This is a genomic window from Proteus cibi (assembly GCF_003144405.1).
GTDB lineage: Bacteria > Pseudomonadota > Gammaproteobacteria > Enterobacterales > Enterobacteriaceae > Proteus > Proteus cibi.
On sequence record NZ_PENW01000008.1, the window covers coordinates 99,711 to 123,168 of the forward strand.

Sequence of the window (23,458 nt, forward strand, 5' to 3'; positions counted from 1 at the left end):
ATAGGTAAGAGTATTTTTAATAGTTCTTATCTGTGGGAGAATAAGAAACGATAAATTGAGAGGGGATGAAATGAAAATAGATAAAGTAATAATAAAAAACTTTCGTTGTTTTGAGCAACTTGAAGTCACTTTTCATCCTCAAATGACCGTCCTTATAGCACCTAATGGTGCTGGAAAAACAACAATTCTTGATGCTGTTCGTATTGCGCTGTGGCCTTTTGTTAAAGGTTTTGATTTAGGCAGTCAAACAGGTAAAGCTGCAACAATACAAATTGATGATGTCCGATTAAGGCGCCTTGATCAAAACATGGAACCTGCCTTACCCTCAGAAATAGAGGCATTTTCTAATCAAAAAGACGATATATTACCTGCATCTTGGTTACAGTTTCGCGAAAAGGTAACGCCGAAAACAGGGACTAAAGGGGACAAACTTACTACAGTCCTGACTAATATCGCTAAAAAGTATCAAAGTGAGATTTATAAATCTTCTAAAATTGCTAAAGAGTCCCTTACTCAAGAAAATACTAACTTGCCTCTGATCGTGTATTTAGGGACTGGGCGATTATGGTATCAAGGACGATACAGTTCAGAAACACAAGATAAAAAACTGGATAACAGTGTTCACTCTCGTTTTTGGGGATATCAAAACTGTTTAACTGCCACATCAAGTTATAAGCAGTTTCTGACTTGGTATAGTTGGGTCTATCGTAGTCACAGAGAGCTACAAATAACACAATTAGAGAGCCAATTAACACCACAAGATGAAGTCGCCCAAAAAAATTTTTCTGCTGCAATTAACGTTGTGCAAACTTCTATTAATAAGTTAACTCAAAAGCTGACAGGCTGGCATGATTTACAATATAGAGCCAGCATGGGGCAACAACTTGTTATGTTGCATCCCGAGCAAGGTTACATACCGCTTTCTTTATTAAGTGATGGTTTACGTAATATGGTAGCAATGATCTCGGATATTGCATTTCGCTGTATTAAATTAAACCCACACCTTGGTGAGATGGCGGCAGTTAAAACTTCAGGTATCGTGCTCATTGATGAAGTGGATATGTTTCTCCATCCTACTTGGCAGCAAACGGTACTATCATCGTTAATGGAAGCATTCCCCAATATTCAGTTTATTGTGACAACTCATAGCCCACAAGTTATTAGTACCGTTCATTCGGATTGTATCCGAGTGATTGGTGAGGATCATAAAGGTGAAGCGATCGCATCAAAACCACTTGCTAATACATATGGTAATCCAAGCAATCAAGTTCTTGAAAGTGTTATGCATGTTGATCCTCAGCCACCCATTAAAGAAAAAGAGATGTTAAATAAACTGACTGAGCTGATCGATCAAGGAGAAAGTCATACTGACTCAGTTCAATCATTGCTGAATGAGTTAACGTGTCTTTTAGGTAAATCCCATCCTCAACTGCAACGCCTACAAAGAAGTATTCGTAGGCAGAAGCATTTCTCTGATTTAGAAGGGAAGCAATGAGATTCATCAAACAGTCACCATTGAATGTATATGGATTAACGCAAGCAAATGAAAATCCACCGACTATACAAGCAGAGTCAACAAGCCGCTGGTCATCTTTTGGCTATAAAACGGAAGTTTTACAAAGATTATGTAGGCAACAATGTCAATTATGTTGTTATAGTGAGGTAAGAGCGGATAAACTCGGATTGGAATATCATATCGAACATATTGAAAATAAAAGTCAGAATCCAACTCGCACATTTGATGAATCAAATCTTGCAGCAAGTATATTTAGTAGCGACTGCCTCAAAAAATTACAAAAAGAGGACATATTTGGTGGGCATACTCTTGCAAAGCAAACAAGTGTTGATATAACACGTTTTGTATCTTGCTATCAGAATGATTGTGAGCATTACTTTGCTTTTTTATCTGATGGTAGAATTGTTCCCAAAAAAATTTAGATCCAAATAAAAAAGACAAAGCAGAATATACAATTAATTTATTGAATCTAAACTGCCACTTTTTAATAAATTTACGAAAACAACATTGGGATGATTTAGACGAATTATATGAAGAGCATTTGGAGAAAAATTGGGATTTTGAGCAGTTATGTTATTTAGAGTTGGTTTCTTGTGATAACCAAAATGGTCTGTCGCCATTCTATTCTTTAACTAAACAGTTTTTTGGCAAAGTTGCGGATAAAGTCATACAGCAACAAATCAATTAATGATTTATTGCTGTTTTTTTACGGTCAAATTATTACGAACTTATTGATTGTTACGATTAAGCCAATGCGCTGAATCAATTAATGTTGCACCTTTTGCCTGCATCTCTTCCAGTGCTTTTTCGCTATCGTCATTTTGAATATTGACACCGCGACAACCGTCTGTAATGACTGTGACTTGATATCCCAATAACAGCGCATCTAGCACTGTAAATTTGACACAGTAATCTGTAGCAATTCCTAAAATATAAAGATGTTTTATATTAAGCGTCTGTAAAAGTGTGTGTAAGCCTGTTTGATATTCATGGTCGTTATCAAAAAAAGCACTATAACTATCAATAAGGGGATTTTGCCCTTTATAAATAATGTGATTAATGAGTGCTTGGTTTAATTCAGGATGAAATGCAGCACCATAAGAATGTTGTACGCAATGAACGGGCCACCAAACTTGTGGTAATCCATTAAGTATGCCGATTTCGCCTACCGTAGTACCTGAGTTTTCAGCAAAGCTAAGATGATCGGCTGGGTGCCAATCTAAACTGGCAATAATAGGATTTTTAGATTGGTTGAAATCATGAATAAGTTGGTTGGCTGTTTGTATAACGATGTCGCTTTCATTAACAGCTAATGCACCACCTGTACAAAAATCGTTTTGTATATCAACCAATAACAGCGCAGAATTTTTCACCAATTTTACCTTTAGATTAAACTTAGTCGTTATCGTCTAATGTCATTTCACCGCGTAGGTTTTGTTGCATTAGTTGGCAGATTTCAGTGTAATTATATTGTTGGCTAAGGAGATAATGCAGTTTAGTTAATGTTGCTTCAAATGTCATATCAAAACCACTGATCACACCTACTTCCGCTAATGCTTGACCTGTTGCATAACCTTCCATATTCACTCGACCAGAAATACATTGTGTAAGGTTGATAACAACAATACCACGCTCTGTTGCTTCACGTAGGGTAGAAAGTAGAGCAGGGTGTGAGGGGGCATTACCAACACCATAAGAGCGCAATATTAAGGCTTTCACTGGTTGCATCAGGATATTTTTCACCACTTCATCGGAAAGACCCGGATAAATTGTGACAACACCAATAGGCTGAGGCGTAATATTATGTGTAGTAAATTCACCATTTCCTTTTGGAAAAGAATTAATTTTAAATTGTTTAATATTAATGCCAGCTTCGAGTAGCGGTGCGCTATTCGGCGATGCAAAGGCATTAAAACCATCAGCATGTGCTTTTATTGTGCGGTTTCCGCGATACAGCGTGTTATTGAAAAATAGAGCCACTTCATTAATGGGATGATGTGCAGCGAGATAAAGCGCATTTAATAGGTTTGTTTGTCCGTCAGATCGTAAGGCTTCTAAAGGAATTTGAGAGCCAGTAACGATAATTGGCTTGCTAAGATCCTCAAACATAAAAGAGAGTGCTGATGCGGTAAATGCCATGGTATCAGTACCATGAAGAATAACGAATCCATCATAGTTGTGATAATTTTCATTAATATCATCAGCGATAGATTGCCAATCTTCTGGTGTGATATTTGAAGAATCAATTAAAGGAAGGTGCTCTTTGATTGTAAAGTCAGGCATCTCCTCACGGTGGAATTCTGGCATTTTAGCTAATTGGCGTTGTAAATGTCCTGATACAGGAATATAGCCATGTTCAGAATGTTGCATACCAATAGTACCGCCAGTATAAACAACGTAGATTGATTTCTTTTGCATCAGACAAAGCACTCTTATTAAGCTGTGAGAAATACCTGATTATAGGGAGTTTGCAGAATAAAAAAAGGAAAGGATGCTAAAAAAAGAAAATAGAGAACAACTAATATTTGCTTTAAATCATTGTGTTAAAAATAGCATAAAGACAAACGAACAAATCTCATTCATCAGAATATTATTCTATAAAAAATCAGAAAAAAGAGAGAAATACACCTATTCAGAGTGAACAGGTGTATGAGTAGAAAAGATTATTGAATATCTCCACAAGATAAACAATATGTATAGCGATTTAACGGATCATTCATGTTGCGATAAAATTCTGTCTGTGTTTTAACTTCTTTTAAAACAGGTGCCGGTATATACGCTTGTAGCGGATCAGGGAGGAGTGCCTTTGCGTTAGATGATAAGCTCATAATGATCTGCTCTGACAGGCTTAATTCGGGTTTCATCCAATCAATAATAGGGTGTTCAATTTTTGCCATTTTAGCAACCGCATCAATAGCGTCATCAAAATCACCAAACTCATCAACTAAACCCACATTCTTTGCATCTATTCCTACCCACACTCGCCCTTGAGCAATACGATCAACTTGGGCAGGTGTTTTTTTACGAGATTCTGCTACTAAATTAATAAACGTTTTATAACCACTTTCGATATTTAGCTGTAAAAGCTCTGCAAATTCTTCAGGTAGTTTATTTGTGACAGATAATCCGGCTAATGGTGATGTTGTGACACCATCAGTATAAACACCAATAGATTCTAGGCTGTTTTCAAAAGTATTAATAACGCCAAAAATACCAATTGAACCTGTTAATGTTGATGGGCTAGCAATAATTTTATTTGCAGGGGTTGAGATCCAATATCCACCCGATGCGGCTAAACCCCCCATTGAAACAACCACATGTTTTTTCTGTTGTTTAAAGGCAGCAACTTCACTGCGTATTTGCTCTGATGCCGAAACACTACCACCAGGACTATTTACACGTAATACAAGTGCCTTAATATTTGGATCTAAACGTGCTTGGCGAATTTGATTCGCAATAGTTGAACCACCAGCAGAACCTGGGATACTTTCACCATCAATAATGGCACCTTGGACAACAACTACAGCAATATTACCTTCATCATTTGCAGGTAATGATGAAGTTAACGTATCAGCATAATCATAAATGCTAATATTATTAAATTGCTGGTTCTTTTTATCCCACTGGAAGGTTTCTGTCATATCGGCTTCAAATTGAGCGTATGAACTTACAGAGTCTACTAATTTACGATTTAGCGCATACGTTGCGTTATCTCCATCTGCATTGCGTAGCTGTGCAATCATCTCTTTCGCACCTGGGAAAACATCTTCTGTGGTAATGCTACGGTTTTCTGCAACTTGGGTTAAATAAGTAGACCACAATGCATTAACTAAACGTGATGAAGCTTCCCGCGATTCCTCAGACATATCATTACGCATCAATGGTTCAACGGCAGATTTATACGTTCCTACGCGGAAAATATGTGTACTCACTTTTAAATTTTCTAACAGTGTTTTGTAATAGAGATTTTTAAAGCCAAAACCATAAACACCCACCGCACCTTGTGGCGTGAGATAAATTTTATCTGCATAAGAAGCGAGATAATATTGTGGCTGACTGTAATAACCACTCACCGCAAAAATAGGTTTGCCTGCCTTTTTAAATTCATTGAGTGCTTTACCAATATAATTTAATGAAGGTTGATCTGCGCCTGCGAATTCGTCAAGTTTGAGTACCATACCTTTAATTTTCGGATCTTGAGACGCTCGGCGTAGCGTATCGACGACTTCAAATAATGAATTTTCTTGAAGCTGGCTACTAGAAACCCCTAAAAGCTCACGTCCAACTTCACCTAAAGGGTTTTGGGTTACCGTTTGGTCAACAATCACACCTTTAAGATCAACAAGAAGGGCACCTTCATAATCCATCGGTTTTTGTGCTTCTTTGCTAATTAAGAAAATACCAATGACCATAAAGAGAAGGAAAAAGAAAATAACGTTTAAGATTAATTTCCTGATAAAGTTAATGGCTTGCCAACTGAATTTTAATATTGCGCCGATTAACTCCATAATTTTATTCATATTATCTCCACATCATGTAAAGCTAAAATTTAATCCTAAACAGTCATGCTAGAATTATTGGTAAGCAGGTTACATCCACATAATCTCATACTATTAAAACAAAGAATGTTGTTAGCAATAGAGAGAATAGCAATAACATTGAAAGAATATTCTAATATAGCTCTTATTGAATGTCTGTCATTGATTTTTAAGAAACAACTAATGATAACTTTTTGCTTAAGGTGTTATTAAGTAAACATTTATTTTACGTAAAAATAGCTAAATAAATGCACACAAAAAGGCATCAAAATAATATAAGAAATCATCGAATTAAAGATCAAAATAAACATAAATTAACGGAGTAGGCTAAGATTAATCATTTTATGAACAATAATTTACGATTAAATAACCACATCGCTGATTTTTAGAAAAATTTCCGCCTAAATCTGTGGATAGTGGTAATATAACAGTTTGTTATACTGCGAATTGATAAGAACTGTCCATCCCCATAAGAATGGGAACTTGCTAAAATAAAATGCTGACAGGAGAATAAAAATGGATGCATTAACACTGCTTTTGAACCGCCGTTCAGCTTCCCGACTGACTACCCCAGCCCCCGATAGTGAAGCCCTCAATACTATTTTACAAGCCGGTATGCGTGCGCCTGATCATGGTGCACTGAAGCCTTGGCATTTCGTTGTGATGCAAAATGAAGGCATTGAACGTTTTAGCCAATTACTGCATAAAGCCGCGGTTGTGGGTAATTTAGGACCCGAAGTTGAAGAAAAAGCAAAAAATGCACCTTTTCGTGCCCCATTGATCATCACAGTTATTGCGAAAGTGAAAGATCATCCTAAAGTGCCTGAATGGGAGCAAGTTGTGGCAGCCGGTTGTAGTGTACAAGCAATGCAAATGGCCGCTGTTGCCCAAGGGTTTGGGGGGATTTGGCGTTCAGGCTCTTGGACTCATGATGCTGTTGTAAGAGAAGGACTAGGTTGTGGTGAACACGACCAGATTATTGGTTTCCTTTATTTAGGCACGCCAGCTCTGAAAGCGCCAATGACGGTTTCTCCTGCTGACTTAACTGATTTTGTGACTTATTTTTAAAAAGGATGGCATGTTATGTCTGAAGCAATTCGTTTAACACAATACAGTCATGGTGCAGGTTGTGGTTGTAAAATCTCGCCAAAAGTTTTAGAAACCATTTTGCATAGTGAACACGCTAAATTTCATGATCCTCATTTACTTGTCGGTAATGAAACCAAAGACGATGCCGCTGTTTATGATTTAGGAAATGGTACCGGTATTATCAGCACCACTGATTTCTTTATGCCTATTGTTGATAACCCTTATGATTTTGGGCGTATCGCTGCAACGAATGCAATTAGCGATATTTTTGCCATGGGCGGAAAACCTATTATGGCGATTGCTATTTTAGGCTGGCCAATTAATAAATTGGCACCAGAAATTGCACGTGAAGTAATTGAAGGGGGGCGAGCTGCTTGCCAAGAAGCAGGAATTTCACTGGCGGGTGGACACTCCATTGATGCGCCAGAACCTATTTTTGGTCTTGCTGTAACCGGTGTCGTCCCTGTGAGCAAAGTGAAGAAAAACAGTGAAGCGAAAGCAGGATGTCAGCTTTTTTTAACTAAACCTTTGGGCATTGGTGTATTAACAACGGCGGAGAAAAAAGGCCTATTAAAACCAGAACATCAAGGTTTAGCGACAGAAATTATGTGCCGCATGAATAAAGCGGGTGCTGATTTTTCTGATATCGAAGGCGTCACGGCAATGACGGATGTAACAGGGTTCGGTTTATTAGGGCACTTAAGCGAAATTTGTGATGGCTCTAGTGTGCAAGCCACTATTCACTTCTCACAAGTCCCTAGATTGCCAGAAGTAGAGTCTTATATTGAACAAGGTTGTGTTCCGGGTGGTACAAATCGTAACTTTGAAAGTTATGGTCATTTAATTGGTGAGATCACTGAAATGCAACGTAAATTACTTTGTGATCCACAAACATCAGGTGGCTTATTATTAGCAGTATTGCCTGAAGCGGTTGAACAAGTGAAAGCCGTTGCCTCACGTTTTGATATTGAATTAACGTCTATTGGTGAGCTAACTGCGCCAGTAGCTGGAAAAGCGTTGATTGAAGTGACTAACTAACGTAATGAGATTATTTATTGCAGAAAAACCCAGCCTTGCTCGCGCTATTGCTGATGTATTGCCAAAGCCTCATAAACGGGGCGATGGCTTTATTCTTTGTGGTGATAACCAGTATGTGACGTGGTGTGTCGGTCATTTACTTGAACAAGCTGAGCCGGATGCATACGACCCGCGGTACGCCCGCTGGTCGTTAGATGATTTGCCGATTATTCCTGAAAAATGGCAACTCAAGCCTCGAGCTGATGTTAAAAAACAGCTGGAAACCATCAAAACACTACTTAAGCAGGCTCAAGAAGTGATCCACGCGGGTGACCCCGATCGTGAGGGGCAGCTCTTAGTCGATGAAGTGCTTAACTATTTAAATATCAGCGAAGAGCAAAGAAAACAGGCTCGTCGTTGCTTAATTAATGACTTAAATCCAGCGGCGGTGACGCGGGCTATTGATAAACTACGTTATAACCATGAATTTATTCCATTGTGTGTATCTGCGTTAGCGAGAGCACGAGCAGATTGGCTTTATGGTATCAATATGACCCGAGCGTATACACTCTTAGGTCAGCGCAATGGTTATCAAGGTGTATTATCAGTCGGGCGCGTACAAACACCGGTCCTTGGTTTAGTCGTTCGCCGTGATGAAGAAATTGAAAATTTTGTTCCTAAAGATTTCTTCGAAGTAAAGGCACATGTTGTAACGCCAGCTGATGAGCGTTTTACTGCCATTTGGCAGCCTAGTGAGCATTGTGAACCTTGGCAAGATGAGGAAGGGCGGTTATTAAATCGTAAACTTGCCGAGCATGTTGTCGAGAGAATTAAAGGCAAACCTGCGAATGTAACGGATTATCAAGATAAGCAAGAGTCTGAAATAGCACCACTTCCTTTTTCACTTTCCGCATTACAAATTGAAGCGGCAAAACGTTTTGGTTTAAGTGCACAACAAGTGTTAGATACGTGCCAACGCCTATATGAAACACATAAGCTAATCACGTATCCGCGTTCTGACAGTCGTTATCTCCCTGATGAACACTTTGCGGGTCGCCATGCTGTTATTAATGCGATTAGCACCCATGACGCAAGCTTATTACCGCAAGAGACTCTAGATATTGATAAAAAGAATCGTTGTTGGGATGATAAAAAAGTTGATGCTCACCATGCGATTATTCCAACGGCAAAAACGGGTAATATCTCATTAAGTGAAAATGAGAAAAATATTTATTATCTTGTGGCTCGCCAATATCTCATGCAATTTATGCCGGATGCTGTTTATCGTAAATGCGTCATTGAACTTGATATTGAGAATGGCAAGTTTATCGCTAAAGCCCGTTTTTTAGCGCAAGCAGGATGGCGAGTATTATTAGGTGCGAAAGAGCAAGATGCTGACAATGATGGTTCTGCATTGCCAGTCGTGGCTAAAGGTGATGAATTGCTGTGTGAAAAGGGCGAGATTGTTGAAAAGCAAACACAACCCCCTAGACCTTTTACTGATGCAACATTACTTTCTGCTATGACTGGAATTGCGCGCTTTGTTCAAGATAAAGAACTTAAGAAAATCCTAAGAGCGACGGATGGATTAGGTACTGAAGCGACCAGAGCGGGAATTATTGAGCTGTTATTTAAGCGAGGCTTTTTGCAAAAGAAAGGACGCGCTATTAATTCAACACCCGCCGGTAGAGCATTAATTCATGTATTGCCAGATATGGCGACTTTACCGGATATGACCGCACACTGGGAATCGATATTGACGCAAATTAGTGAGAAGCAAGTTAAATATCAAGATTTTATGATGCCATTAAATAACACCTTGAGTGAGTTGATTACTCAAGCGAAACGTCGTCCAAATATTCAAGCGTTTAGAAACCTTCCTGCACCGGCGCATAATAAAAAGCGCAAGGTAGCAACTAAAGGAACTCATAAAGCAAGCACGACAAAAAATAAAGTGCAGAGTAAAGAAACCACGACTGATCATTAAGCACAAATAAAAAGCACTTCCTCTATGATTTAAGGAAGTGCTTTTACGGAATTAAAATTTCATCTGATTAGATATTAAATTCAGCCCAAACGGGGGCGTGATCGGAGGGTTTTTCCATTCCACGGATCTCGTAATCAATTCCTGTTGAAATACAATTATCCGCTAAGCAGCGACTGGCTAGCAGTAAGTCAATACGTAAGCCTCGGTTATCATCAAATCCTTTAGAACGATAGTCAAACCACGAAAATTTATCATCAGCTTCAGGATGTTGCTGGCGGAATGTATCTGTTAATCCCCAGCCCATTAAGGTTGCCAGCCATTCTCGCTCTTCTGGTAGGAAAGAACATTTACCTGTTTTTAACCAGCGTTTCATATTATTTTCGCCAATACCAATATCTTTATCTGTTGGGCTAATATTTAAATCACCCATAATAAGAACTGGAGAGGTGGGTTTTAAGTTGGTGTTTAGGTAATTTTGAAGGTCAGCATAGAATTTTTCTTTTGCTGGAAATTTAGTTTCATGATCACGGCTTTCACCTTGAGGAAAATAACCATTCATAACGGTCAATAAGCCCGCTGGAGTTTCGATATCTGCCATGATCATTCGACGTTGTGCATCATCGTCATCGCTAAGAAAACCTTTACGTACTGCGACAGGTTTTTCTTTGGTGAGTAAGGCAACCCCATAATGTCCTTTTTGACCATGATAGAAAACATGATAACCCAAGGCACCCACCGTATCTAATGGAAACATATCATCATGAACTTTCGTTTCTTGAAGTCCAATAACATCTGGCTGATGTTTTTCTATAATCGCTTCAAGTTGGTGAGGACGAGCACGTAAACCATTAATGTTGAAAGAGACAAATTTCATGTGACTGTAACCATTTATATATTGAATAATAGGATGTCTTATACTAGCAGGATCATAAAATGAATGTAAGTGAATCACTGAAATGATGGCACAGCTTATCAAGAGAAAGATAAAATCAGATAAAAATAAAGGCGATTAAATAAAGTGCGCTAATTTAATAAAAATAATTAATTGTATAACAAAAAATATTAATTAAACAAACTAGAAACATAAACTAATCTTTGATAGAAGAATATAAGTATTATTATTCTTTATATGTGAAGAGTGATGGCATAATAAAAATAATATTGTAGTTATAATTTGTATTCATTAAAAGGAGGAAAGGAATATTTATATAATACTGCGTTTATATAAAATTAATTTTAAAATTAATTAATCACTATTTTATTTTCATTAAATGAATCAATGAAATTATTTTATTCTACACAGCAAAGGAATGGTGAATTATGTTTTTTTCTCGTAAGTTAGAAGCCTTTATGGCTGTAGTCGAAAATGGCTCGTTAAGTAAAGCCGCGCGAGTGATGAATCGCACGACGCCTCCTGTCGCTAAGTCTATCAAAGACTTTGAAGCCGTGTTAGGAAAGCGTTTATTTAAGCGAGAGAAATTTGGGATGAGTTTAACTCAAGAGGGGCTTGAGCTTTATAATGATTTGAAATCGCTCTATCTTCAGGAGAAAGAGATAACGAAAAAACATATTTCGGGAATTATAAACAATAACATTCATGTTTATTATGATTGGGGAAAAGGTCAGTATTTAACTCAGTTTTATCAAGCAGCAAATAAAAATTGTTCCCATATAAATATAATGCGATTTTCAAGAGAGAACTTTGAAGAAATACCTGACTATGATGGTAATACATTAATATTAAGTTCTGAAAAAATTATTAGTGAGAAATTTAGTCTTCTTCATAAAATAGAAAATAAACACTTAGGTATTTGTTGTCAAAAAACACTTGTGAATAATGTGAATAATAATCTTGATAGACTGTTAAGTGAAAATATTTGGTTATGTGATCCTGCATTATACAAGACAGCTAAGATAAAGAAATTAGAGAGTGACATCGGGGATAGGGGAAAGACGGTGTGTGTCAGAATAATGGATGATCTTAATTGCTGTTTACGTTTTATTCAAACGCATCATTCTATTTTATTAACAGATGAAAACCCATTGAAAAATGAGTGTGAAACAGGTTTATGCTTTATACCATTAACTCAACCTGAAATACGATATAGCTGTTATATCTATAAATCTAAGTATCATTCAAGCGTTTTGAATCGATTTTTGGACTTGATTGATAAAATGGAATAAAAAGAATTTTCAGAAAGTAGAACTAAGAGGAGATGGTGGTGGGAGAAGGATTCGAACCTTCGAAGTCTGTGACGGCAGATTTACAGTCTGCTCCCTTTGGCCGCTTGGGTATCCCACCAACATTAAATTGTTTTGCTGTCCGTGACAGCGGGCGCAATAATACCAAATACCGGAAATCTGTAAAGTGCTATTTTACTAAAATAAGACTGACTGCTGTAAAAATGTGCGCATCGTTCAAGATTTATGCGCTATCGTATTGATTTTAAGCAATATCATCTCTGTTAATCAGAAATAAAAAATAAACCGCGATAGGTTTTATATCGCGGTTTATTTTTAGATAGTCATAATGTTTTCGTTATTAGTGACAGAAAGCTTATAAAATGATTGTTCTGTTGCCGTAAACGAAGACACGTTGTGAAAGTACCCAATATAAAGCATGGCTAAGAACGTTCTTTTCAACATCTCGACCGGCTCTCATCATATCTTCAGCAGAAAATGTATGGTCAACATTAATCACATTTTGCGTGATGATTGGGCCTTCATCTAAATTATCATTTACGTAGTGTGCTGTTGCACCAATGATCTTCACGCCACGCTCATAAGCCTGATGGTAAGGACGTGCACCAATAAAGGCAGGTAAGAAGGAGTGATGAATATTGATAATTTGATTTGGGAAGTTTTGTACAAATGCCGGTGTTAATACACGCATGTATTTTGCGAGTACAACATAATCAGGTTTGTATTGATTAATTTGTGCAATTAACTTTTCATCATGTTGATCGCGGGTTAAGCCTTCATGGCTAACAAGATGGAAAGGAATACCAAATTGTTCGACTAGATGTTGTAACGTGTCATGGTTACCAATGACGGCGGCAATTTCAACATCTAAATCACCAAATGCGCTTTTCATTAATAAGTCACCCAGGCAGTGTGCTTCTTTTGTCACCATAATGACAATGCGACGACGGCCTGCAGTATTTAATTCACGTTTAGAACCTTGTGGTAAGGCATCATCTAAATCAGCAAGAAAGGTTTCATCATTAAAGATACCTTCCAGCTCAGTGCGCATAAAAAAACGACCAGTACGATGATCAACAAACTCACTATTTTGAACAATATTTAATTGATGTTTGTAGCAAATATTCGTGATTTTAGCGATAAGTCCTTTTGCATCAGGGCAAATAGTACGCAGTATTTTTTTTTGAGTATTTTGGTGTTGCATGTATGGATAAATCCTTTCTTTTACTTCTGTGTTTGCAATTATTTGATGTTATTTTCACAACATTTTTTGTATTTACGTCCTGAACCACAAGGGCAGGGATCGTTTCGTCCCACTTTCGGTTTCAGACCGTCAATATAAAACCAGCAGCCATCTATTTTTAGAAAACGAGAGCGTTCATGTAAGTACTGTTTATCATCGGCATTTCTTTCAATAAAGCAAGCCGAGAATTCAACAAATGCCTCATTTTTATTTGTACTCGCTTGCGATGAAATAACATTAAGTCCAAGCCATTGTGTATTTGGAAAGCCTGAAACTAATTCATCATGCAAGGACGCAACACGACAAGAGGGATGCCACGTTTTTATTAAGTAATCAGCATTATGTTTAACGAATGCGCTATAACGCGAACGCATCAATGCTTCTGCTGTTGCGGCATTTTTTTGACCTAAATGGTAAGGCTCACAGCAATCAGAATAGAATAATTGACTATTGCAGGGGCATAAACTTGACAAAATAATGTCCTAACTCACGTTATCTGTATGACGATTTCCCCATAGACTGAAAAAAGTAACGATTGGGAATAATTAACGTCAATGTTGAACTAAACTAATAATGTAGCGCTAATTAATCAGCATGTGAAACGATAGTTACCGGAGTCACCAATGAACAAAGCCTTAGTGGGTAAAAAAATCTTAATAATTGATGACGAGGTCGTTTTTCGTACAATGTTGACGGAATATTTCTCACATGAGAAGGCTTGCGTTTATACAACAGATAATGGTAGCCAAGCATTATCTTTATTAGAAGGAGGATTACTCCCTGATCTGATTTTATGTGATATCCGTATGCCAGTAATGAATGGGCCCACTTTTTTGTGTCATCTTGAACAACGTAAACTGTCTATTCCAGTTATTGCTATTTCATGTACAGATAATATGGCTGAAATAGATGATATGTTGCGATTAGGAGCACAAGAGATTTTTCTTAAGCCAATAACACATCTTGATAAATTAAAACAAAAAGTCATTGAAGTATTATGCCCTGGCTTTTTTGAATCCGTATTAATCGAAGGTATACATTTAGAACCGCTTTGGAATAGCTTACGAAAAGATACCCATTATATTCAGTCGTTCATAAAACAGATGCAACCTCAGGTTAAACAGATTGTTGCAGGATATTGTGTTAATTATCGTCAATTAAATGATATAGCTAAAATGGGTTTGTTATTTGATATTGCGGCTTTATCCGAAGATCAAATTATTTTCTATTGTGTCGATATATCGAGAGATGATGAGAACGGGCTTTTGGTCGCTTTACTCTTACGGGTTGTTTTTAATGACGTATTAAAATCATCAGAAAAAGCACGATCTTTGCCAAGTATGTATAATATGTTGAATAAATTAAATAAAATGCTTAATGAGATTGGGGTGAAAGGACAATTTCCTATTACACTGGGTTATTATCATACTCAGAAAAAAAATATACTATTAGCTTCAGCAGGTTTAAAAGCCGAAATAAAAACCGAAAGTAAAAAATTTGAATTAAATAGCGGTATCCCCTTAGGTACATTGCAGCTTTTATATATTAATCAAGTAAAATGTGAGGGAACGAATTGGCAATGTAAAATTTGGGATAACACAAATCAGATTAAATTAATGTTTTCCCCTATCTATAAAAGTTAAATGTAGATTAAATAAAAATAGCATATCGAGCATATATTAAACATAAATGAAGAACTATCTCAATTAACGGGTAGGACTCTGTTTATCCTTAGATATTAGCTGGTATACTCTGGCGATTATTTTTTAATTGTACCCATTCACATCTGAAAGTAGAACGGTACGAATTGCAGGAGAAGTATAATGTCATCAGCAGTACGTAAAGTTAGAAAAGCGGTGATCCCTGTTGCTGGATTAGGAACAAGAATGCTACCTGCAACCAAGGCGATCCCTAAAGAGATGTTGCCAGTGGTTGATAAGCCTCTTATTCAATATGTCGTGAATGAATGTATTGCAGCGGGTATTAATGAAATTGTGCTTGTTACTCATTCATCTAAAAACTCAATTGAAAACCATTTTGATACGAGTTTTGAATTAGAAGCGATTTTAGAAAAACGCGTTAAACGCCAGTTACTAGAAGAAGTTCAAGGCATTTGTCCAAGTCATGTCACTATTATGCAAACTCGTCAGGGAATAGCAAAAGGATTAGGTCATGCCATTTTATGTGCTAAGCCATTAATTGGTGATGAGCCTTTCGCTGTTATCCTGCCAGATGTTATTTTAGATAGATACAGTGCTGATTTAACGAAAGTTAACTTAAGAGAGATGCTTTCTCACTTTGAACATTCAGGTGCAAGTCAAATCCTTGTCGAACCTGTTCCTGAAGAGGAAGTCTCTAATTATGGTATCGTTGATTGCATGGGTGAAAACTTATGCCCTGGTGAGAGTAAACCAATTACTCGTGTTGTTGAAAAACCGAAGAAAGAAGAAGCTCCTTCGAATTTATCTATCGTAGGGCGTTATGTATTATCTGAAAATATTTGGCCACTATTAGCGAAAACCGCACCTGGTGCTGGAGATGAAATTCAGTTGACGGATGCAATTGCAATGTTGATTGAAAAAGAAGCTGTTGAAGCTTATCACCTACAAGGGAAAAGCCACGATTGTGGTAATAAATTAGGGTATATGAAAGCCTTCGTAGAATATGGAATACAGCACGAAGAGTTTGGTGAAGATTTTTCACAATGGTTAAAATCATTAAAGATACAGTGAAATAGAGCTTATTAATAATCATTTATATGGCTTATCTCATTGCATAACACCCATAAATGCATGATGCATAATAAGCTGATTATTTTATGGAAAAAGCTAGATAAAGCGATTGTAAGAGATTAAGGTATGGCTCAATGCGTTTAGTATTGAGCCATGTTGATTTCTGTAATGTATGACGATGTTAAGCGTTATGATGTTTAATCGAGGTGATATTAAGCATGATAGCGTTGACATAAAAACAAATTATTGGGTTTGAGTGATAATATGAAAATATTGGTAACAGGTGCGGCGGGTTTTATTGGCTATCATATGAGTCAGCGTTTAATCGAAATGGGTTATCATGTTGTCGGAATAGATAACATGAATGATTATTATGATGTGCGTTTAAAAGAAGCTCGATTAGCTAAATTACAACAGCTAGAAAAATTCCATTTTGAGAAACTTGATATCGTTGATTCAGTAAAAGTGGCTCAACTATTTGAATCACACCAATTTGACCGAGTAATCCATTTAGCCGCTCAACCAGGTGTTCGCTATTCAATTGAAAACCCAATGGCATATATTGATGCGAATATTGTTGGTCATATTAATATATTAGAAGGATGCCGCCATAATAAAGTCGGACATCTTATCTACTCCTCTTCAAGCTCTGTTTATGGTTTAAATCAGAAGCAACCTTTCTCAACAGAAGATAGTGTTGATCACCCCGTTTCATTATATGCGGCAACAAAGAAAGCCAATGAGTTAATGTCTCATAGCTACTCACATTTATATCAATTACCAACAACAGGATTACGTTTCTTCACGGTATATGGTCCTTGGGGTCGTCCTGATATGGCATTATTTAAATTCACTAAGGCAATGCTAGCGGGTGAACCTATTGATGTTTATAACGGCGGAAATATGACGCGTGATTTCACTTATATCGATGATATTGTGAGTTCTGTTGTTCGATTGGTCAACGTTGTACCGAAAGCCGATGAAAGCTGGACAGTAGAAAAAGGTGAAACGTCTTCAAGTTCTGCACCTTATAAAATCTATAATGTGGGTAATGGGCAACCAACAAAATTGATGGCATTCATTGAAGCGATAGAAAAATCATTAAATATTAAAGCTAAATTGAATTTAATGCCGATGCAAGATGGTGATGTTCTGTCTACTTGTGCTGATTGCCAAGACTTGTCTGAGACAATAGGTTTCTCGCCGAATACAGAAGTCGAATATGGCGTAAAACAGTTTGTTGATTGGTATTTAACTTATTATAAAAATTAGTAATATTAATTTAATTAAATCAAAGAGAAAAGGAGCTATAAAAGCTCCTTTTTCATTATAAATAAAAATAAATAACGAAGTTATTACATTTCTATTTTTGCTTACCCATATCTAATACAAACAACATCAGCACATATTAAAATTAAACGCTTGTTTAATTAAATGGGGCAAACAAGAAAATACCCTCTTAAATAATTAAAAGGGTATTTCAAATAGAGTATTGACTTAAATTACAGCAGGAAATCGTCTAATGATTTGCCTTCTTCATCAATAGCACGTTTGATTACAGCTGGTGTACGACCTTGGCCTGTCCAAGTTTTAGTTTCACCATTTTCATCAACGTAAGAGTATTTAGCTGGGCGAGCTGCACGTTTAGCACGGCCAGTTTTATTAACAGAGCTTGCTTCAAGTAAGTCTGTTGGATCAATACCGGCTTCTTCTAACATTTCACGGTATTTTTGTAATTTCTGAACACGTTCTTCTTCAGCTGCTTTTTCTAATGAGAATTCTTCACGACGCTCATTAACGACAACTTCGAGTTTCTCTAGCATTTCTTCTAAAGTTTCTAAAGAAGTTTCTCTTGCCTGTGCACGAAGAGTACGGATGTTATTTAATATTTTTAAAGATTCGCTCATTTTCCTGGTCTCAAATAAATGTTGTTGGCTGATGTAATACTAATAATAGATTGCTATTTAAATTTCTGCAATACCTAAATACAAACCTTACGTAAAATTTCTTTTTTTTAAACTAATATCTCAACGGAAAAAATAATAAAAGTTGAGGCATCTTTAGTCAATAAAGGAAATATTAGTAAGGAAATGCATCTTTTAACTGATGATAACGCTAATGCTAAAGAATAGAAAGCTTTGTTCATTTTTTTATAATAACGGACTTTTTTCTAAAAATGGAATCGGACTAACTTTCATACTTTAATAAAGGTATATCAAGGTGTGTTTTAATATGTTAAGTACTTATTAAAGCTATTTATTTTTTAAGCAAAAATTAGCATTAACAACGAAGTTTATCTTTTGATGGTATATCTAGAATAGAAATAAAGGTAATAAATACTTGTTATGGATAACTTGTAGATTGTTTATGTTAGACTGTCGCTCGTGAAAATAAACACTATTTAAGGAGAGAGCTGATGGCTCAGCTTTACTTTTATTATTCAGCCATGAATGCTGGAAAATCAACATCTTTATTGCAATCCTCTTATAACTATAATGAACGAGGTATGCGCACATTGATTTTCACTGCGGCTATTGATACACGCTTTGCAAAGGGGAAGATTAGCTCAAGAATAGGATTAAGTGCGGATGCGTTACTCTTTAGTGATGATATGAATATACGAGACGTTATTGTTGCTGAACATAACAAACAGCCTATTCATTGTGTCTTGATTGATGAATGCCAATTTTTAAGTAAAGCGCATGTCGAACAACTTTGCGAAATAACGGATACCTATGATATTCCCGTTCTTACTTATGGGTTAAGAACGGATTTTAGAGGAGAGTTATTTACAGGCAGTGCTTATTTATTAGCATGGGCTGATAAGCTCGTAGAACTCAAAACAGTATGTTACTGCGGTAGAAAAGCAAATAAAGTATTACGCTTAGATGATAAAGGAAATGTACTGAGTGATGGTGCGCAAGTTGAAATAGGTGGAAATGAAAAATATGTTTCAGTCTGCCGTAAACATTATACGCAGGCAACGCTAAAAGGGTGTATTGAACAAGAGTAACCTTTTTAAATTCCCTCTTTTACTAATTTGTCAGAGTGAAAGAGGGGATGAAATAAGAATTCAAATAAAGTGTTATATTACGTAATACTAAAAAATGTTTATATGTTTTTAAATTTTAGCCAATTTATTGGCTTTTTTTATATCAAATTGCGGTGAGTTTGGTTTTCTTTTGTGAAGATATGTTATTTTTTGATGGGAAAATTTATTTATTTCATCAATTTCATTATCATTAATCAAAAAAGACATAATCAAATATACGTAAGGTGTTTGTTTTGTGATGCCGATATTGTTTTTTACAAATGATAAGAGAGAGAGACATTTGACGCGTTTATATTATTCATAGTTTAATAAAATTGAATAAAGGTAGTCATAAAAGACGCAAAAATATTTGCTATCTATGGTTGGTATAATGAAACATTTATATCAGGTTTTATAGATGCTGATTATAAGGTGCTTAAGTTGTTATTGAATAAATAAAGCACTTCAATGTATGCCTGTTAATACCGATAAATAGTCCCCCTCTATACTACTAAAGGAGTAATTTCTTCAGTGGAATGCACAAATAGCGACCTTCATTACGTTAGTAAGCTTCATCTTGATAATATTTTATTGAAACTATGTTTTTTATAAATCCAATGCCGATATGGATATAAAATATTTATATTTCAATATTTCTAACACGAATTAATAATCAAAATGATGAAGTCTATTTATTTCTATCGAATAAGAAGAAAAATACGATTGTAAATCGCGAAGCAAACATGATGGTTTCAAATCGCATTTTTTATCGTCATTTGATGAAGAAAATAAGGCAAGAATGAAATAATTATACCAACTAATGAAAGAGGAAAAGAGTTTGATGCGCTCTGTAATCACTTATACGGCATTTTTTATAATGTGGTAACGTGATTGTATTACTTGACTGATAAGTTGCTCAGCGTCTTCCTCAGGGGTAATTATGAACACATAAAGGAAGACACTGTTTTTATAGTAAAAACCAAGCTCAGTAGCTAAGTATAAACACTTAATATTTATGACTGAATAGTGTCTTATCTCGCTTTATTCCTCAATCTCAGTGGTCAGTAGCAAAATACACATAAACAAGTGATCAACCATAAAAAAACCCAGCCATAGGACTGGGTTTCTATTTTTAAAAGCAAATAATCGAAATAGTGAGGATCACACTAACACAGCGTGTTTCAATTATTTTTTACTGCTTTTTTTAGCTGGTTTTGTCTCTTCTTTCACTTCAACAACGGGATGTTCATTAAATTCACGACCGTAGTAAGAATCTAATAAAAGTTGTTTAAGTTCAGAAATCAGTGGGTAACGTGGGTTAGCACCAGTACACTGATCGTCAAACGCATCTTCAGATAATTTATCAACTTTTGCTAAGAAATCACTTTCTTGGACACCCGCTTCACGAATAGAAGATGGAATCCCTAATGAAGATTTCATTTCTTCTAACCAAGCTAATAATTTCTCAATTTTAGCAGCAGTACGGTCACCCGGTGCGGAAAGCTCTAAGTGGTCAGCGATTTCTGCATAACGACGACGTGCTTGAGGACGGTCGTATTGGCTAAATGCAGTTTGTTTTGTTGGGTTGTCATTAGCGTTATAACGAATAACGTTTGAAATTAATAACGCATTAGCTAAACCGTGAGGAATATGGAACTCAGAGCCTAATTTATGCGCCATTGAGTGACAAACACCCAAGAAGGCGTTAGCAAAAGCAATACCTGCAATAGTTGCCGCATTATGAACACGTTCACGAGCAACAGGATTCTTCGCACCTTCATGATAACTAGCAGGCAGATATTCTTTCAGTAATTTTAATGCTTGCAGAGCTTGTCCATCAGAATATTCGTTCGCTAATACAGAAACATAGGCTTCTAATGCGTGAGTCACTGCGTCTAAACCACCAAATGCACATAGAGATTTAGGCATATTCATCACAAGGTTTGCATCAACGATAGCCATATCAGGTGTTAATGCATAGTCTGCTAATGGATATTTTTGACCTGTTTCGTCATCCGTTACTACCGCAAAAGGTGTGACTTCTGAGCCTGTACCCGATGTTGTTGTGATAGCAACCATTTGGGCTTTCACACCCATTTTCGGGAATTTGTAAATACGTTTACGGATATCCATAAAGCGTAATGCGAGTTCTTCGAAGTGAGTTTCTGGGTGCTCATACATAACCCACATGATTTTTGCCGCATCCATTGGTGAACCACCACCTAATGCGATGATCACGTCAGGTTTAAAGCTATTCATCTGTTCTGCGCCTTTACGCACAACGCTTAATGTTGGATCAGCTTCAACTTCAAAGAAGACTTCTGTTTCAACACCAAATTTTTTCAGTACACGTGTTACTTCGTCAACATAACCATTGTTGAATAAGAAACCATCGGTCACGATAAAGGCACGTTTTTTACCATCTGTCGCAATCTCTTCCAATGCGATAGGTAAACAACCACGGCGGAAGTAAATAGATTTAGGAAGTTTATGCCACAACATATTTTCTGCTCTTTTCGCCACGGTTTTAGTGTTGATAAGGTGTTTTGGCCCTACGTTTTCAGAAATGGAATTACCACCCCATGAACCACAACCTAATGTTAGAGAAGGAGCTAATTTAAAGTTGTATAAGTCACCAATACCACCTTGAGATGCTGGAGTATTGATTAAAATACGAGATGTTTTCATCTTATCGCCGAAGTAGGCGACATGCTCAGGGCAGTTATCTTGGTCTGTATATAGGCAAGATGTGTGACCGATACCCCCCATCTCAACTAATTTTTCAGCTTTTAATACAGCATCTTCAAACGATTGAGCATGGTACATCGCTAATAGTGGCGATAATTTCTCGTGAGCAAAAGGTTCTGCTTCTGTGGTTTCTTTTACTTCACCAATTAAAATTTTGGTATTTACAGGAACTTCAATGCCAGCCATTTCAGCAATTTTTGTTGCAGGTTGACCCACGATAGCCGCGTTTAAGTTACCGTCTTTTAAGATGATATCTTGAACAGCTTTTAATTCTTTACCGGTCAGCATGTAACCGCCGTGAGTTGAGAAACGCTCACGAACTTGTTTATAAATGCTGTCAACAACGATAACGGATTGCTCTGATGCACAAATGACACCGTTATCGAAAGTTTTAGACATTAAGATTGAAGCCACTGCACGTTTGATATCCGCAGAGTCATCAATAACAACAGGGGTATTACCTGCACCAACACCGATAGCAGGTTTACCCGAACTATACGCCGCTTTAACCATGCCTGGACCACCTGTCGCTAAGATCAGGTTAATATCATCATGGTGCATTAATGCGTTAGATAGGGCGACAGAAGGCTCATCAATCCAACCGATAATATCTTTTGGTGCGCCTGCAGCAATAGCCGCATTTAAGACGATTTCAGCCGCACGGTTTGTTGCTTCTTTTGCACGAGGGTGTGGAGAGAAAATAATACCATTACGTGTTTTTAAGCTAATTAATGCTTTAAAAATCGCAGTAGAGGTTGGGTTAGTTGTTGGTACGATACCACAGATGATCCCAATAGGTTCAGCAATAGTTATTGTGCCGTAAGTGAGATCTTCAGATAAGATCCCGCAGGTTTTTTCGTCTTTATACGCATTGTAGATATACTCAGAAGCAAAGTGGTTTTTAATCACTTTATCTTCAACAATACCCATACCAGACTCTTTAACAGCTAATTTTGCAAGAGGAATACGGGCATCAGCGGCAGCTAATGCAGCAGCACGGAAAATAGCATCAACTTGTTCTTGAGAGAAGTTAGCAAATTCACGTTGAGCTTTTTTTACACGAGCAACCAAATCATTGAGTTCAGTAACGTTAGTTACAGACATAAAGAGACTCCTGATAAAATGTTAAATTTTTTAAGCAAATTAGCCGTTTTCATCATAACTAATAAGAATAGCCTAGATAGATGATAATGCGCTCTTTTCAGTAATCATTATTAGAGGGCATAATTTGCTTAAAAAACTTAAAAAAAACAATAATAAAGATAAATATATTTTCAAAGTAACCCTCTTTCTTTGAATGATAACAGCTTATCATCTTTCTAATTAATTAACGTGATGTATATCACAAAACTAGC

At 36.6% G+C, this 23,458-nt stretch carries 18 protein-coding genes and 1 tRNA gene; 10 read left to right on the forward strand and 9 right to left on the reverse strand.

Features of this window, described 5'->3' with window-relative positions:
• Positions 1-70: 70 nt before the first annotated feature.
• Both DK865_RS03125 and DK865_RS18790 read left to right on the forward strand, forming a co-directional pair.
• On the forward strand, positions 71-1,495 hold the full coding sequence (locus DK865_RS03125; RefSeq protein WP_109391174.1) for an AAA family ATPase: 1,425 nt from the start codon (positions 71-73) through the stop codon (positions 1,493-1,495).
• Entirely contained in the window at positions 1,492-1,938 is a 447-nt protein-coding gene (locus tag DK865_RS18790) for a retron system putative HNH endonuclease (protein WP_228407721.1), read from the forward strand. The genes DK865_RS03125 and DK865_RS18790 overlap by 4 nt, the downstream gene beginning before the upstream one ends.
• Positions 1,939-2,244: 306 nt before the next feature.
• Here DK865_RS18790 and pncA read toward each other — a convergent pair whose 3' ends face one another.
• From pncA to sppA, 3 genes are all read right to left on the reverse strand, one after another.
• Positions 2,245-2,889: a bifunctional nicotinamidase/pyrazinamidase gene (gene pncA, locus DK865_RS03135; RefSeq protein WP_109391175.1), complete on the reverse strand. Its 645-nt coding sequence runs from the start codon at positions 2,887-2,889 to the stop codon at positions 2,245-2,247.
• A 22-nt stretch (positions 2,890-2,911) separates the two neighbouring features.
• Positions 2,912-3,934, reverse strand: coding sequence for an asparaginase (ansA, locus tag DK865_RS03140; RefSeq protein WP_109391176.1), 1,023 nt, complete (start codon positions 3,932-3,934; stop codon positions 2,912-2,914).
• Between the two features lie 245 nt (positions 3,935-4,179).
• Positions 4,180-6,036: a signal peptide peptidase SppA gene (sppA, locus tag DK865_RS03145; RefSeq protein ID WP_109391177.1), complete on the reverse strand. Its 1,857-nt coding sequence runs from the start codon at positions 6,034-6,036 to the stop codon at positions 4,180-4,182.
• 534 nt (positions 6,037-6,570) lie between these two features.
• Between sppA and DK865_RS03150 the strand changes: the two genes are divergently transcribed.
• Genes DK865_RS03150 through DK865_RS03160 form a run of 3 tightly spaced genes read left to right on the forward strand, consistent with a single transcriptional unit; the run spans position 6,571 to position 10,147 of the window.
• A complete protein-coding gene (locus tag DK865_RS03150) occupies positions 6,571-7,122 on the forward strand; it encodes an NAD(P)H nitroreductase (RefSeq protein ID WP_023581966.1) in 552 nt (183 codons plus the stop codon).
• 15 nt (positions 7,123-7,137) lie between these two features.
• Positions 7,138-8,181 (forward strand): selenide, water dikinase SelD, encoded by a 1,044-nt coding sequence (gene selD / locus DK865_RS03155; protein WP_023581967.1) that lies wholly within the window; start codon positions 7,138-7,140, stop codon positions 8,179-8,181.
• 4 nt (positions 8,182-8,185) lie between these two features.
• Positions 8,186-10,147, forward strand: coding sequence for a DNA topoisomerase III (locus DK865_RS03160; RefSeq protein WP_023581968.1), 1,962 nt, complete (start codon positions 8,186-8,188; stop codon positions 10,145-10,147).
• Between the two features lie 67 nt (positions 10,148-10,214).
• Here DK865_RS03160 and xthA read toward each other — a convergent pair whose 3' ends face one another.
• Positions 10,215-11,021, reverse strand: coding sequence for an exodeoxyribonuclease III (xthA, locus tag DK865_RS03165; RefSeq protein ID WP_109391178.1), 807 nt, complete (start codon positions 11,019-11,021; stop codon positions 10,215-10,217).
• Positions 11,022-11,467: 446 nt separating this feature from the next.
• Between xthA and DK865_RS03170 the strand changes: the two genes are divergently transcribed.
• Positions 11,468-12,331, forward strand: coding sequence for a helix-turn-helix domain-containing protein (locus DK865_RS03170; RefSeq protein ID WP_023581970.1), 864 nt, complete (start codon positions 11,468-11,470; stop codon positions 12,329-12,331).
• A gap of 33 nt (positions 12,332-12,364) precedes the next feature.
• On the opposite strand, the gene DK865_RS03175 is transcribed toward DK865_RS03170, so the two are convergent.
• From DK865_RS03175 to DK865_RS03185, 3 genes are all read right to left on the reverse strand, one after another.
• Positions 12,365-12,449 (reverse strand) — tRNA-Tyr (locus DK865_RS03175).
• Positions 12,450-12,704: 255 nt separating this feature from the next.
• Complete coding sequence (gene purU, locus DK865_RS03180) at positions 12,705-13,553, reverse strand: formyltetrahydrofolate deformylase (RefSeq protein WP_023581971.1); 849 nt, start codon at positions 13,551-13,553, stop codon at positions 12,705-12,707.
• Between the two features lie 38 nt (positions 13,554-13,591).
• Positions 13,592-14,065 carry a YchJ family protein gene (locus DK865_RS03185; protein ID WP_109391179.1) on the reverse strand — a complete coding sequence of 158 codons (474 nt, stop codon included), beginning with the start codon at positions 14,063-14,065 and terminating at the stop codon, positions 13,592-13,594.
• Between the two features lie 150 nt (positions 14,066-14,215).
• On the opposite strand from DK865_RS03185, the gene rssB reads away from it, so the two are divergent.
• From rssB to DK865_RS03200, 3 genes are all read left to right on the forward strand, one after another.
• A complete protein-coding gene (rssB, locus tag DK865_RS03190) occupies positions 14,216-15,235 on the forward strand; it encodes a two-component system response regulator RssB (protein WP_023581973.1) in 1,020 nt (339 codons plus the stop codon).
• A 180-nt stretch (positions 15,236-15,415) separates the two neighbouring features.
• Positions 15,416-16,324, forward strand: a complete 909-nt coding sequence (gene galU / locus DK865_RS03195; RefSeq protein ID WP_109391180.1) for a UTP--glucose-1-phosphate uridylyltransferase GalU — start codon at positions 15,416-15,418, stop codon at positions 16,322-16,324.
• A 264-nt stretch (positions 16,325-16,588) separates the two neighbouring features.
• Positions 16,589-17,596, forward strand: a complete 1,008-nt coding sequence (locus tag DK865_RS03200; RefSeq protein ID WP_109391181.1) for an NAD-dependent epimerase — start codon at positions 16,589-16,591, stop codon at positions 17,594-17,596.
• Positions 17,597-17,826: 230 nt separating this feature from the next.
• Here DK865_RS03200 and hns read toward each other — a convergent pair whose 3' ends face one another.
• Entirely contained in the window at positions 17,827-18,231 is a 405-nt protein-coding gene (gene hns / locus DK865_RS03205) for a histone-like nucleoid-structuring protein H-NS (RefSeq protein ID WP_023581976.1), read from the reverse strand.
• Between the two features lie 509 nt (positions 18,232-18,740).
• Here hns and DK865_RS03210 point away from each other — a divergent pair.
• Positions 18,741-19,337 carry a thymidine kinase gene (locus tag DK865_RS03210; RefSeq protein ID WP_023581977.1) on the forward strand — a complete coding sequence of 199 codons (597 nt, stop codon included), beginning with the start codon at positions 18,741-18,743 and terminating at the stop codon, positions 19,335-19,337.
• Between the two features lie 1,203 nt (positions 19,338-20,540).
• Here DK865_RS03210 and adhE read toward each other — a convergent pair.
• The gene (gene adhE / locus DK865_RS03215; RefSeq protein WP_023581979.1) at positions 20,541-23,207 is read right to left on the reverse strand and encodes a bifunctional acetaldehyde-CoA/alcohol dehydrogenase; all 2,667 of its coding nucleotides are present in this window, start codon (positions 23,205-23,207) and stop codon (positions 20,541-20,543) included.
• Positions 23,208-23,458: the final 251 nt, after the last annotated feature.